The 12,618-nt window shown below is 73.7% G+C and carries 14 protein-coding genes; 12 read left to right on the top strand and 2 right to left on the bottom strand.

Features of this window, described 5'->3' with window-relative positions; genetic code table 11:
- Positions 1-173: 173 nt before the first annotated feature.
- From glmS to B446_RS39725, 8 genes are all read left to right on the top strand, one after another.
- Positions 174-2,021, top strand: a complete 1,848-nt coding sequence (gene glmS / locus B446_RS22345; protein ID WP_020941692.1) for a glutamine--fructose-6-phosphate transaminase (isomerizing) — start codon at positions 174-176, stop codon at positions 2,019-2,021.
- Between the two features lie 26 nt (positions 2,022-2,047).
- Positions 2,048-2,536, top strand: coding sequence for an NUDIX hydrolase (locus tag B446_RS22350; RefSeq protein ID WP_043476228.1), 489 nt, complete (start codon positions 2,048-2,050; stop codon positions 2,534-2,536).
- A 101-nt stretch (positions 2,537-2,637) separates the two neighbouring features.
- Positions 2,638-3,009 (top strand): holo-ACP synthase, encoded by a 372-nt coding sequence (locus B446_RS22355; RefSeq protein ID WP_020941694.1) that lies wholly within the window; start codon positions 2,638-2,640, stop codon positions 3,007-3,009.
- Between the two features lie 64 nt (positions 3,010-3,073).
- Positions 3,074-4,519 carry an NAD(P)H-hydrate dehydratase gene (locus B446_RS22360; protein ID WP_193384484.1) on the top strand — a complete coding sequence of 482 codons (1,446 nt, stop codon included), beginning with the start codon at positions 3,074-3,076 and terminating at the stop codon, positions 4,517-4,519.
- A gap of 256 nt (positions 4,520-4,775) precedes the next feature.
- The gene (gene alr / locus B446_RS22365; protein WP_043476234.1) at positions 4,776-5,942 is read left to right on the top strand and encodes an alanine racemase; all 1,167 of its coding nucleotides are present in this window, start codon (positions 4,776-4,778) and stop codon (positions 5,940-5,942) included.
- Between the two features lie 211 nt (positions 5,943-6,153).
- A complete protein-coding gene (locus tag B446_RS22370) occupies positions 6,154-7,425 on the top strand; it encodes an alpha/beta fold hydrolase (protein WP_020941697.1) in 1,272 nt (423 codons plus the stop codon).
- Complete coding sequence (tsaE, locus tag B446_RS22375) at positions 7,382-7,903, top strand: tRNA (adenosine(37)-N6)-threonylcarbamoyltransferase complex ATPase subunit type 1 TsaE (protein WP_043476237.1); 522 nt, start codon at positions 7,382-7,384, stop codon at positions 7,901-7,903. Before B446_RS22370 ends, tsaE begins: the two co-directional genes overlap by 44 nt.
- Before the next feature lie 169 nt (positions 7,904-8,072).
- Positions 8,073-8,246, top strand: a complete 174-nt coding sequence (locus B446_RS39725) for a hypothetical protein (RefSeq protein WP_167543346.1) — start codon at positions 8,073-8,075, stop codon at positions 8,244-8,246.
- A 9-nt stretch (positions 8,247-8,255) separates the two neighbouring features.
- On the opposite strand, the gene B446_RS22380 is transcribed toward B446_RS39725, so the two are convergent.
- Positions 8,256-8,810, bottom strand: coding sequence for a hypothetical protein (locus B446_RS22380; RefSeq protein ID WP_020941699.1), 555 nt, complete (start codon positions 8,808-8,810; stop codon positions 8,256-8,258).
- A 113-nt stretch (positions 8,811-8,923) separates the two neighbouring features.
- Here B446_RS22380 and tsaB point away from each other — a divergent pair, with 113 nt between their 5' ends.
- Genes tsaB through B446_RS22400 form a run of 4 tightly spaced genes read left to right on the top strand, consistent with a single transcriptional unit; the run spans position 8,924 to position 11,454 of the window.
- Entirely contained in the window at positions 8,924-9,580 is a 657-nt protein-coding gene (gene tsaB, locus B446_RS22385; RefSeq protein WP_020941700.1) for a tRNA (adenosine(37)-N6)-threonylcarbamoyltransferase complex dimerization subunit type 1 TsaB, read from the top strand.
- Positions 9,581-9,609: 29 nt separating this feature from the next.
- Entirely contained in the window at positions 9,610-10,110 is a 501-nt protein-coding gene (gene rimI / locus B446_RS22390) for a ribosomal protein S18-alanine N-acetyltransferase (RefSeq protein ID WP_043478875.1), read from the top strand.
- Complete coding sequence (gene tsaD / locus B446_RS22395) at positions 10,103-11,188, top strand: tRNA (adenosine(37)-N6)-threonylcarbamoyltransferase complex transferase subunit TsaD (RefSeq protein WP_020941702.1); 1,086 nt, start codon at positions 10,103-10,105, stop codon at positions 11,186-11,188. The genes rimI and tsaD overlap by 8 nt, the downstream gene beginning before the upstream one ends.
- Entirely contained in the window at positions 11,185-11,454 is a 270-nt protein-coding gene (locus tag B446_RS22400; protein WP_020941703.1) for a hypothetical protein, read from the top strand. Before tsaD ends, B446_RS22400 begins: the two co-directional genes overlap by 4 nt.
- Before the next feature lie 193 nt (positions 11,455-11,647).
- Here the strand turns inward: B446_RS22400 and B446_RS22405 are convergent, their stop codons facing one another.
- Entirely contained in the window at positions 11,648-12,526 is an 879-nt protein-coding gene (locus tag B446_RS22405) for an integral membrane protein (RefSeq protein WP_020941704.1), read from the bottom strand.
- Between the last annotated feature and the right edge of the window lie 92 nt (positions 12,527-12,618).

The following is a 12,618-nucleotide window of genomic DNA, read 5'->3' on the forward strand; positions in this document are numbered from 1 at the left end:
CACAGTCCATTGTTAACGGAGTTTGAACGGGGCGGTGAGGTGGGGTACGTCACGCAGCCCTCCGGGCGCCCCCCGGAACGAGCTCATCACATCCCTCGGGCTCCCTCGGGAATTTCCGATTTCGGGCACGCTGTGCGTCGTTCGGGAGGTGTGGGGGTCGTAGGCTGCCGCGCATGTGCGGAATCGTGGGATACGTGGGGTCGCAGTCGGCGCTCGATGTCGTGATGGCCGGGCTGAAGCGGCTGGAGTACCGGGGGTACGACTCGGCCGGGGTCGCCGTGCTGGCGGACGGTGGGCTCGCCGCGGCGAAGAAGGCCGGGAAGCTGGTCAACCTGGAGAAGGAGCTCGTCGACCGGCCGCTGCCGGCGGGGTCGACGGGGATCGGCCACACCCGGTGGGCCACCCACGGCGGTCCCACGGACGCGAACGCCCATCCGCACCTGGACAACGCGGGCCGCGTCGCGGTCGTCCACAACGGCATCATCGAGAACTTCGCGCTGCTGCGCGCCGAACTCGCCGAGCGGGGCCATGAGCTGACCTCCGAGACGGACACCGAGGTCGTCGCCCACCTCCTCGCCGAGGAGTTCTCCTCCTGCGCCGACCTGGCGGAGGCCATGCGGCTGGTGTGCCGGCGTCTGGAGGGCGCGTTCACGCTGGTCGCCGTGCACGCGGACGCGCCGGACGTCGTGGTGGGCGCGCGCCGCAACTCCCCGCTCGTGGTGGGGGTCGGAGAGGGCGAGGCGTTCCTCGCCTCCGACGTCGCCGCGTTCATCGAGCACACCCGCTCGGCCGTCGAACTGGGCCAGGACCAGGTGGTGGAGCTGCGCCGGGACGGTGTCACCGTCACCGGCTTCGACGGCCGCGAGGCGGACGTGCGTTCGTACCACGTGGACTGGGACGCCTCGGCCGCCGAGAAGGGCGGCTACGACTACTTCATGCTCAAGGAGATCGCCGAGCAGCCGAAGGCGGTCGCCGACACCCTGCTGGGCCGGATCGACGCGGCCGGTTCGCTGACCCTCGACGAGGTGCGGATCTCCCCCTCCGAGCTGCGCGAGGTGGACAAGGTCGTCATCGTCGCCTGCGGCACGGCCTTCCACGCCGGGATGATCGCCAAGTACGCCATCGAGCACTGGACCCGCATCCCGTGCGAGGTGGAGCTCGCGAGCGAGTTCCGCTACCGGGACCCGATCCTGGACGGCCGCTCGCTGGTCATCGCCATCTCCCAGTCCGGCGAGACCATGGACACCCTGATGGCGCTGCGCCACGCCCGCGAGCAGGGCTCCAAGGTGCTGGCCATCTGCAACACCAACGGCTCGACGATCCCGCGCGAGTCGGACGCCGTGCTGTACACGCACGCCGGTCCCGAGGTGGCCGTCGCCTCCACCAAGGCGTTCCTGACCCAGCTCGTGGCCTGCTACCTGGTGGCGCTGTACCTCGGCCAGGTGCGGGGCACCAAGTGGGGCGACGAGATCCGTGCCGTCATCCGGGACCTGTCCCAGATCTCGGGCGAGGTCGAGCGGGTGCTGGAGACCATGGAGCCGGTGCGGTCGCTCGCGCGCTCCCTGGCCACCAAGAACACGGTGCTGTTCCTGGGCCGGCACGTCGGCTATCCGGTCGCCCTCGAAGGCGCCCTGAAGCTGAAGGAACTCGCCTACATGCACGCCGAGGGCTTCGCGGCGGGCGAGCTGAAGCACGGCCCGATCGCGCTGATCGAGGAGGACCTGCCGGTCGTCGTGGTGGTGCCCTCACCGCGCGGACGGTCCGTGATCCACGACAAGATCGTCTCCAACATCCAGGAGATCCGGGCCCGTGGGGCGCGCACGATCGTCATCGCGGAGGAGGGTGACGAGGCGGTGGTCCCGTACGCCGACCACCTGATCCGGATCCCGGCCACCCCCACCCTGCTCCAGCCGCTGGTGGCCAGCGTTCCCCTCCAGGTCTTCGCCTGCGAACTCGCCACCGCCCGCGGCAACGAGGTGGACCAGCCGCGCAACCTGGCCAAGTCCGTGACGGTCGAGTGAGGGCCGCCGGGCCTACCCTGTCGCCCATGACCGCGACCGAGCCGTACCGAGTGGATCCCGGCGTCGAGGTACCCGTCCCCGCGCCGGGCGAACTGTGGGCCGTGGGTGCCGTCATCCTCGGCCCCGGCGGCGCCTTCGCGCAGAAGCGGAGTGCGCGCCGGAGGCTGTTCCCCGACAGCTGGGACATCGTGGGCGGTCACGTCGAGCCGGGGGAGACGCTCCTGGACGCTCTGGCGCGGGAGGTCGAGGAGGAGACGGGGTGGCGCCTGCGCCGGGTGCGCCGCCACCTCGGCACCACCACCTGGCACGGCGACGACGGCCTCGGACTGCGGCACGAGGCGGACTACCTCGTGGACGTCGAGGGCGACCTGGACCACCCGGCCCTCGAACGGTCCAAGCACTCCGCTCACGACTGGTTCGGTCCCGGCGACCTCGAACGCCTCAAGGAGAACCGCCGCCCCGGGGAGTACCTGATCCACGATCTGGTCGCCCGGGCGCTGGGCCAGGAGACCTAGCCGGCGGACCGGCCGGCAAGGCCGGTGGCACGGCGGTCCGTCGGTCCGTCGATCCGTCAGTCCGTCGGTCCCTGGGCGCCGGCCGCCGTAGGCTGCCCCGCATGAGCATCATCGGGGTCGGAATCGACGTCGCCGAGATCGACCGGTTCCGGGCGTCGCTTGACCGGACGCCTGGGCTGGCCGATCGGCTGTTCGTCAAGAGCGAGTTGCTGCTGCCCAGCGGCGAGCGGCGCGGCATCGCGTCCCTCGCGGCGCGGTTCGCGGCCAAGGAGGCACTGGCCAAGGCGCTGGGTGCCCCGCCGGGGCTGCACTGGACCGACGCCGAGGTGTACGTCGAGGACAGCGGACGGCCGCGGCTGCGGGTCAGCGGGACGGTGGCGGCGCGGGCTGCCGAACTCGGCGTGCGGTCCTGGCACGTGTCGCTCAGTCATGACGCGGGGGTCGCCTCGGCGGTGGTGGTCGCGGAGGGGTAGCGCGCACCGCCCTCCGGGCCGGTCCGGGTGTGGGTGACCGTCTTTCCGGGGCAGACTCGATGCCATGCGTACTGCGTACAGCGTGGAGACGGTAAGGGCGGCCGAACGGGCGCTGATGGCGCGGCTGCCCGAGGGAGCGCTGATGCAGCGGGCCGCCGCCGGGCTGGCCGCCGCCTGCGCCGATCTGCTCGGGCGGGTGTACGGCAGCCGGGTGGTGCTGCTGGCGGGCAGCGGGGACAACGGCGGCGACGCGCTGTACGCGGGCGCGCGGCTGGCCCGGCGGGGCGCGGGGGTCACGGCCGTACTGCTCGCGCCCGGGCGCACCCACTCCGGCGGGCTCGCCGCACTGCGCCGGGCCGGCGGCTCCGTCGCGGCGCCGGGTGACGAGGAACGGCTGATCGAGCGGGCGGACCTCGTCCTGGACGGCATCGTCGGCATCGGGGGCAAGGGCGGCCTGCGCCCGGACGCGGAGGCGCTGGCCGCGGTGGTGGAGCGGTCGCGGGCGGCGGTCGTGGCGGTGGACCTGCCGAGCGGGGTCGAGGCGGACACCGGCGAGGTGCGCGGGGCCGCGATCCGGGCCGATCTCACCGTCACCTTCGGCACGCACAAGCCGGGGCTCCTCGTCGACCCGGCCCGGGAGTACGCCGGTTCGGTCCGGCTGGTCGGCATCGGGCTCGAACTGCCGCCGGGGGCCGAGCTGGAGGCGTTGCAGCACGCCGACGTGGCACGGCTGCTGCCGTCCCCGGCGGCGGAGAGCGACAAGTACCGGCGGGGCGTCGTCGGGATCGCCGCGGGCTCGGCGAGGTACCCGGGGGCCGCCGTGCTCGCCGTGTCCGGGGCGCTGCGCGGTGGCGCCGGGGCCGTGCGGTACGTCGGGCCCGCAGGGGACGCCGTCATCGCCCGGTTCCCGGAGACCCTGGTGTCGGACGGGGGTCCGGCCAAGGCGGGCCGGGTGCAGGCGTGGGTGGTCGGGCCCGGCGCCGGGGACGACGCGGCGACCGTGGCGGAGATGCTGGCAGCCGAGGTGCCGGTGCTGGTCGACGCCGACGGGCTGCGGCTGGCGGAGCGGGACACGGTGCGCGCGCGTACGGCACCGACGTTGATGACCCCGCACGCGGGCGAGGCGGCCGCGCTGCTCGGGGTGCGGCGCGAGGAGGTCGAGGCGGCCCGGCTGGCCTCGGCACGGGAACTGGCGGCCGTCTACCGGGCCACCGTGCTGCTGAAGGGGTCCACGACGCTGGTCGCCGACCCCGGCGGCGGTGCCGTACGGGTGAACCCGACCGGGACCGGCTGGCTGGCCACGGCCGGAAGCGGGGACGTGCTGTCCGGCCTCGCGGGCTCGCTGCTGGCGGCCGGTCTCCCGCCGCTGGACGCGGGCAGTGTGGCGGCGTACCTGCACGGGCTCGCGGGGCGGTTCGCGGCCCGGGGCGCGCCGGTGGGGGCGCACGACGTCGCCGCACGGATCCCGGAGGCGTGGCGGGACGTGCGGGACCAGGGAAGGCGCGGCTGAGGCCGCGCGGGTCCGCTGTGCGGTCCCCGGTGCCGCCCCCGCTGCCCCCTCCGTCTCCGCCGGCCGGACCACCACGCCGCTCCCGCAAGCCGTAGCCGGCCGAGTCCTCGCGCACGGCAGGCGGCTCCGGCCAGGCCGACCGTCCCGGGGGCACGGCGTCATCCCCGGTCCGGGTGGGGGAGGTTGGGCGGCGCGTGGGCGGGGGGGCGGACACCGGGCCGGGGCCCGCGTGGCCCTCTGAGAGACTGGGGGCGCCATGAGTGAGACTTCAGCTGTGCCGACCGCGCCCCTGCGCGCCCGGGCCGAGATCGATCTGGCCGCCCTGCGCGCCAATGTGCGGGCCCTGCGTGCCCGGGCCCAGGGCGCGGCCCTGATGGCCGTCGTCAAGTCCGACGCCTACGGCCACGGGGCGCTGCCCTGCGCCCGCGCGGCCGTCGAGGCGGGCGCCACCTGGCTCGGCACCGCCACGCCGGAGGAGGCCCTCGCGCTGCGCGCCGCGGGTCTGGAGACCCGCGTGCTGTGCTGGCTGTGGGTACCCGGCGGGCCCTGGCGGCGGGCGATCGAGGCGGACATCGACGTCTCGCTCAGCGGCCTGTGGGCCCTGCGCGAGGTGACGGAGGCGGCCCGGGAGGCCGGCCGGCCCGCGCGGGTGCAGCTGAAGGCCGACACCGGGCTCGGCCGCAACGGCTGCCAGCCCGCCGACTGGCCCGAACTCGTCGCCGAGGCACTGCGGGCCGAGCGCGAGGGGCTGGTCCGCGTCACCGGCCTGTGGTCGCACTTCGCGTGCGCCGACGAACCGGGGCACCCGTCCATCGCCGCCCAGCTCGCCCGGTTCCGGGAGATGCTGGCGTACGCGGAGGAGCAGGGCGTGCGTCCGGAGGTCCGGCACATCGCCAACTCCCCGGCCACGCTGACCCTCCCGGAGACCCACTTCGACCTCGTCCGGCCGGGCATCGCCATGTACGGCGTCTCGCCCAGCCCGGAGATCGGCAGCCCGGCCGACTTCGGGCTGCGGCCGGTGATGACGCTGAGCGCGTCGCTCGCGCTGGTCAAGCACGTACCGGGCGGGCACGGCGTCAGCTACGGCCACCACTACGTCACCCCGGGCCCCACCACCCTCGGCCTCGTCCCCGTCGGCTACGCGGACGGTGTGCCCCGGCACGCCTCCGGCAGCGGTCCGGTGCTGGTCGACGGCAAGTGGCGGACGGTCGCCGGACGGGTGGCCATGGACCAGTTCGTGGTCGACCTCGGCGGCGACGAGCCCCCGGTCGGCGCCCGGGCCGTGCTGTTCGGGCCCGGTGACCGCGGTGAGCCGACCGCCGAGGACTGGGCCCAGGCCTGCGGCACGATCGCGTACGAGATCGTCACACGCATCGGAACGCGCGTTCCCCGCGTCTATGTGGACGGGGAGCGAGAGGGGTAGCCCTTTTCCGGGGCGAGCCGCGGCGCACCTCGGTTACTCCGCTGCCCGTCGGCAACACGAACAGCACCGACGACACCAACGGTACGGACGAGCACGGACGAGCACGGGCCGGCACGGGCGGTGCGCACCGCGGCGGCACCGCACCGGCACGGCAGCGGCACCACCTGTTTCATCACCCGGCGAACTGCAGTACGGCGAAGAGGAGCGGTACGTGAGCGAGAGCAGTGCGGAGGCCGTGGCGGACGTCGTCGCCTCGGCGGCCGTCGCCACCGCCGCCGCGGGGGCGGGCGGGAGCTGGCGCAGGGCGACGGGTATCGCCGGTGCCGCGATAGGCGTCCTCGCCGCGGGCGCGGCCGCGGGCGTGGCCGTCGAGCGGATGACGGTGGGGCGCGGGATGCGCCGCAAGGCCCGTCTCGCGCTGGACTCGACGGGCCCCTACGGCACCCTGCGCGGCACCCCCGGCAAGGCGTACGCCGACGACGGCACCGAGCTGTACTACGAGGTCGACGACGTCGAGCCCGACCCCGGCCCCGGCGTCTCCCCGCGCCGCCGCAGGCTGTTCGGACGCAAGGCGCCCGCCCCGGTCACCGTCGTCTTCTGCCACGGCTACTGCCTCAGCCAGGACTCCTGGCACTTCCAGCGCGCGGCCCTGCGCGGCGTCGTACGGACCGTGTACTGGGACCAGCGCAGCCACGGCCGCTCCGGGCGGGGCGTGGCCCAGTCCCGGGAGGACGAGCCGCTCACCATCGACCAGCTCGGCCGGGATCTGAAGGCGGTCATAGACGCGGCCGCGCCCGACGGCCCGCTCGTGCTGGTCGGCCACTCCATGGGCGGGATGACGACGATGGCGCTGGCCGCCCAGTACCCGGAGCTGATCCGGGACCGGGTGGTGGCCACCGCGTTCGTCGGCACCTCGTCCGGGCGGCTCGGCGAGGTCAACTTCGGGCTGCCGGTCGCCGGCGTCAACGCGGTGCGCCGGATCCTCCCCGGGGTGCTCAAGGCGCTCGGGCAGCAGGCGGAACTGGTGGAGAAGGGGCGCCGGGCCACCGCCGACCTCTTCGCCGGGATCATCAAGCGGTACTCGTTCGCGGGGCGGGACGTCGACCCGGCCATCGCGCGCTTCGCGGAGCGGATGATCGAGTCCACACCGATCGACGTGGTCGCCGAGTTCTACCCGGCCTTCACCGACCACGACAAGACCGAGGCCCTCGGCTGCTTCCGGGACGCCCCCGTGCTCGTGCTGGCCGGGGTGCAGGACCTGGTCACGCCCAGCGAGCACAGCGAGGCCATCGCGGACCTGCTGCCGGACGCCGAGCTGGTGCTCGTGCCGGACGCCGGGCACCTGGTCATGCTGGAGCACCCGGAAGTGGTCACCGACCGCCTCGCCGACCTGCTGACCCGCGCGGGCGCCGTGCCCGCAGGGGCTACCGTAAGTGGCTATGGAACAAGCAGCAGCTCCGGCAGCACCGCACGACCCCGTTGAGACCCGGCTGACCGTCACGTCCCCCGAGCAGATGCGGGAACTGGGCCGCCGGCTGGCCAAGCTGCTGCGCGCGGGCGACCTGGTGATGCTCACCGGGGAGCTGGGTGCGGGCAAGACCACGCTGACCCGCGGGCTCGGCGAGGGGATGGGCGTGCGCGGCGCGGTCACCTCGCCCACGTTCGTGATCGCCCGGGTGCACCCCTCGCTCGGCGACGGCCCGCCGCTCGTCCACGTGGACGCCTACCGGCTCTCCGGCGGGCTCGACGAGATGGAGGACCTCGACCTGGACGTCTCCCTGCCCGACTCGGTGATCGTCGTGGAGTGGGGCGAGGGCAAGGTCGAGGAGCTGACCGAGGAGCGGCTGCAGGTCGTCATCCACCGGGCCGTCGGGGACACCACGGACGAGGTACGGCACGTCACCCTGACCGGACTCGGCGACCGGTGGTCGGACGCGGCCCTGGAGACGCTCACGGCCTGAGCGGCCTTGCGGCCGCGGACCCGCCGTGCGCGGGTGCGCCTTGCCGACACCCTTTCCGACAGGCCGTCGGGAAATCATTGCGCAGGACGTACCGGGCGTGGTCACATGGTGTCCAGGCCGTGGTTAGGCGTGCCTAACCACGTACCGCCCCGCACGTCAGGAGGCGTCCATGCCCGCTTCTCGACCCACGGCGCGACCGGCCGGGCCGCCCGTGCTCCCCGGGGTGTCCATGCGCGACCTGCTGGCGTCGTGCGCGGCCGCCGAACTGATCTCCCGGCCGCCGAGCGCCCCCGAGCCGGCCCGGACGGAGCCACCGGCCGGCGAGCACCCCGAAGCCGCGTAGCGGGAACGCTCAGCGGATCACCACGACCGGAACGCCGATGGTGGCGAACCGCCACATCGCGTCACCGTCCTCCCGCCGCTCCCGGATGCCGCCCGTCTTCACGTCCATGGTGGTGTCCGCGCCGGCGCCCACCGCCGCGCTGAACCCGATGGCCACCCCGTCCACGCTGGTGAAGCGGACGACGTGCTCGACCGGGACGCCGTCCGTCCCGGTGGCGGTGTGGGAGCGGGACGTCACCCAGTAGAGGCCGACCGGCGGGTCCACGGAGCCCGGGCGCACGCCGAAGCCGCGCTGCACGCGGTTGTGGTCGTCGACCAGCCAGACGCGGTCGTCGTCCACCGAGTACACGACCCGTTCACCCTTGCCCGACCCGGTCGGCAGGGCCCCCGGATGGCCCCGGTCGCGCGGCGCCCTGCTGACGACCGCCGAGGGCGACGCGCTCGCCCCGGACTTCCCGCCGAGACCCGGCGGCACGTTCGCCGACGCCTGGTAGGCGAGGAATCCGACGGTTCCGACGGCCGCGGCGGTCAGGCCGGCCACGATCCCGGAGCTGGTCCCTGCCACGCGCGCCCACCTCTGCTTCGTGCCATATGTCGTACTTCGTACGAACCGTAGCAGTCGGTGACCGTCAGCCCCGGACGGCCATGCACGAGCGTCGGGCGCCGTAGGCTGTTCGCGTGCTCTTGCTCGCTCTGGATACCGCCACCCCCGCCGTCACCGTCGCGCTGCACGACGGCACGCACGTCATCGCCTCGTCGAGCCAGGTGGACGCGCGCCGGCACGGAGAGCTGCTGCTGCCGGCCGTCGACCGCGTCCTCGCCGAGGCGGGCCTCAAGCTGGAGGCCGTCACCGGGATCGCCGTCGGCGTCGGCCCCGGCCCCTACACCGGCCTGCGCGTCGGCCTGATGACCGCTGAGACCTTCGGCCTCGCGCTCGGCGTCCCCGTGTACGGCCTGTGCACGCTCGACGCCCTCGCCTACGCCGCGGACATCGAGAAGGGCCCCTTCGTCGTGGCGACCGACGCCCGGCGCAAGGAGGTCTACTGGGCCACGTACGCCGACTCGCGCACCCGGCTGACCGAGCCGGCCGTCGACCGTCCCGCCGACATCGCCGAGCGGGTCGCGGGACTCCCCGCGGTCGGCGCGGGCGCGCTGCTCTACCCCGACACGTTCCCGAGCGCCCACGAGCCCGAGCACGTGTCGGCCGCCGCCCTCGCCGCGCTGGCCGCCGAGCGTCTCGCGGCCGGCGACGAGCCGCCCGCCCCCCGCCCGCTGTACCTGCGCCGCCCCGACGCCCAGGTCCCCAAGAACTACAAGGTGGTCACCCCCAAGTGACGGAACCGGCAACCCCGCGCCTGCGCGAGATGCGCTGGTGGGACATCGACCCGGTCCTGGAGCTGGAGAGGGACCTGTTCCCCGAGGACGCCTGGTCCCGGGGCATGTTCTGGTCCGAGCTGGCCCACGCCCGGGGCCCCGAGGCGACCCGGCGGTACGTGGTGGCCGTGGACGACGGCGGCCGGATCGTCGGGTACGCGGGCCTCACCGCCTCCGGCGACCTCGGCGACGTCCAGACCATCGCGGTCGCCCGCGCCCAGCAGGGCACCGGCCTCGGCGGCCGGCTGCTCACCGAGCTGCTGAGGGCGGCCACCGCCTTCGAGTGCGCCGAGGTCATGCTGGAGTGCCGGGTCGACAACGTGCGTGCCCAGAAGCTCTACGAGCGCTTCGGCTTCGTGCCCATCGGCGTCCGGCGCGGCTACTACCAGCCGGGCAACGTGGACGCCCTGGTGATGCGCCTGACCACCGCCCCCGACAGCGGCTCCGCCGCGGACTCCTCCCCAGTGCAAGGAACCGAGATCAATGGCTGACGAACCACTCGTCCTCGGCATCGAGACCTCCTGCGACGAGACCGGCGTCGGCATCGTCCGCGGCACCACCCTGCTGGCGGACGCCATCGCCTCCAGCGTCGACGAGCACGCCCGCTTCGGCGGCGTCGTGCCCGAGGTGGCCTCCCGCGCCCACCTGGAGGCGATGGTCCCGACGATCGACCGCGCGCTGAAGGAGGCCGGCGTCTCCGCCAGGGACCTCGACGGCATCGCGGTCACGGCCGGCCCCGGCCTCGCCGGCGCCCTGCTGGTCGGCGTCTCGGCCGCCAAGGCCTACGCCTACGCGCTCGGCAAGCCGCTGTACGGCGTCAACCACCTCGCCTCGCACATCTGCGTGGACCAGCTGGAGCACGGCCCGCTGCCCGAGCCGACCATGGCCCTGCTGGTCTCCGGCGGCCACTCCTCCCTGCTGCTGTCCGAGGACATCACCTCCGACGTCCGCCCGATGGGCGCCACCATCGACGACGCGGCCGGCGAGGCCTTCGACAAGATCGCCCGCGTGCTGAACCTGGGCTTCCCCGGTGGTCCGGTCATCGACCGGTACGCCAAGGAGGGCGACCCGGAGGCGATCACCTTCCCGCGCGGTCTGACCGGCCCGCGCGACCCCGCGTACGACTTCTCCTTCTCCGGTCTGAAGACGGCCGTGGCCCGTTGGATCGAGGCCAGGCGCGCGGCCGGCGAGGAGGTCCCGGTGCGGGACGTCGCCGCCTCCTTCCAGGAGGCCGTGGTGGACGTGCTCACCCGCAAGGCCGTGCGCGCCTGCAAGGACGAGGGCGTCGACCACCTGATGATCGGCGGCGGTGTCGCTGCCAACTCCCGGCTGCGCGTCCTCGCCCAGGAGCGCTGCGAGGCGGCCGGCATCCGGCTGCGCGTCCCGCGCCCCAAGCTGTGCACGGACAACGGCGCGATGGTCGCGGCCCTCGGCGCCGAGATGGTCGCCCGCAACCGGGCCGCCTCCGGCTGGGACCTGTCGGCGGACTCCTCGCTGCCGGTGACCGACCCGCACGTCCCGGGCCACGACCACGTGCACGAGGTCAGCAAGGAGAACCTGTACTCGTGACCGTCGCCCTGATGTGGGAGGCCCGGGCGGCCGAGGGCAGGGGCGGGGAACTGCTCGACTGGGCCCGCGCGCAGCGGCTCGGCACACCGCCGCTGCGCCGCGAGACCCTCCGCGCGCCGGGGGACCGGGTGCTGGTCATCACCTGGTGGGACGCGCCGTACGACGCCGAACTCCCGGAACTGCCCGAACCCGACGGGGAGTTGGTGACGCGGGCGGTGCACCGGTGGCGGTTCGAGTCGGTGGACGGGGAACAGCCGGACCACTGAGTTGATGCGCGGGCCCGTCACCCGCTATGATCATCACACGCGAACGGCCGGAACACCGGCCCGGACGCAGTGCGTTGGTGGTCCAAGGAAAGACGCCCCGCTTCCTGCGGGGAAATGCAGGTGCAAGGCCTGCCCGGCGCTCCATCGAACACCCCGCCCCCGGTCTCCCGGGGGCGGGGTGTTCTCGTTTCCGTCAGACCCGCCCGGCGTCGTGCGGCCGGACCGCGTCCGCCTCGGGGCCCTCGCCCTCCAGGCCGACGGCGGGAGCCGTCCGCCGCTCCTGCACCTGCGCGTACGCCATCAGGCCGAACAGCACCGCGAGCAGCACCGCCGAGGAACCCGCCGTACCGAGGTCGAGACCGCCCTTGGCGACCGGCTTGGTGAGGAAGTCACCGGCCGTGGCGCCCAGCGGGCGGGTCAGCACGAAGGCGAACCAGAAGAGCAGGACGTTCGGCACCGCCGGGACCCGCATCAGCGCCACCAGGACCAGCAGCACACCGGCCACCAGCGCCGCGCCGCCCAGGTAGCCGAGCCCGGAGCTGTCGGAGAGGAAGTCGCCCATCGAGGTGCCGAGGGTGTTGGAGACGAGGATCGCCGACCAGAACAGGGCCTCGCCGCGGAAGCTGACGATCTCGGTGATCTGGAACGTCATCCCGCTCAGCTTCCAGCCGAGGAAGATCAGCAGCAGCAGCGAGACCAGGATCGCCGCGCCCTCCGGGTAGCCGAGTCCGAGGCCCTGCGGCCCCCAGCCCAGCTTGGTGGCGCCGTTGGAGAGGTACTTGGCGCTGGCGTCCCGGTTCATGAAGTCGGACATGGTGGTGCCGGCCATGGAGGTCGACAGGATCACCAGCCAGTAGCAGAACGGGTTGTAGCGCGACGAGCTCAGCTGGATCACCAGCGTCACCACGAAGACGAGGAACAGGGCGATGGTGGTGAGGAAGTAGCCGAGCTTCAGCGTCTGCGAGAACAGGTCACCGGCCGTCTCGCCCAGGGTGGTGGCGGCGATCTTCATGATCCAGAAGGCCAGAGTCACCTCGGGCAGCTTCTTCATCACGGACTTGGTCGTCGTCAAGGGTGCTCCTGTCGGTCTGGGGGAACCGTGGTCGAAACGAGACCCTGGCAGCGCCAACCTGAACGCATCCTGAACACGTGCGTCCCGGGGTC

Source organism: Streptomyces collinus Tu 365, assembly GCF_000444875.1.
In the GTDB taxonomy this organism is placed as follows: domain Bacteria; phylum Actinomycetota; class Actinomycetes; order Streptomycetales; family Streptomycetaceae; genus Streptomyces; species Streptomyces collinus_A.

Bases quoted from the DNA above. Each gene is read 5' to 3' on its own strand.
- glmS (WP_020941692.1), top strand. From the start codon at position 174: ATGTGCGGAATCGTGGGATACGTGGGGTCGCAGTCGGCGCTCGATGTC.
- B446_RS22350 (WP_043476228.1), top strand. From the start codon at position 2,048: ATGACCGCGACCGAGCCGTACCGAGTGGATCCCGGCGTCGAGGTACCC.
- B446_RS22355 (WP_020941694.1), top strand. From the start codon at position 2,638: ATGAGCATCATCGGGGTCGGAATCGACGTCGCCGAGATCGACCGGTTC.
- B446_RS22360 (WP_193384484.1), top strand. From the start codon at position 3,074: ATGCGTACTGCGTACAGCGTGGAGACGGTAAGGGCGGCCGAACGGGCG.
- alr (WP_043476234.1), top strand. From the start codon at position 4,776: ATGAGTGAGACTTCAGCTGTGCCGACCGCGCCCCTGCGCGCCCGGGCC.
- tsaE (WP_043476237.1), top strand. From the start codon at position 7,382: ATGGAACAAGCAGCAGCTCCGGCAGCACCGCACGACCCCGTTGAGACC.
- B446_RS39725 (WP_167543346.1), top strand. From the start codon at position 8,073: ATGCCCGCTTCTCGACCCACGGCGCGACCGGCCGGGCCGCCCGTGCTC.
- rimI (WP_043478875.1), top strand. From the start codon at position 9,610: ATGCGCTGGTGGGACATCGACCCGGTCCTGGAGCTGGAGAGGGACCTG.
- tsaD (WP_020941702.1), top strand. From the start codon at position 10,103: ATGGCTGACGAACCACTCGTCCTCGGCATCGAGACCTCCTGCGACGAG.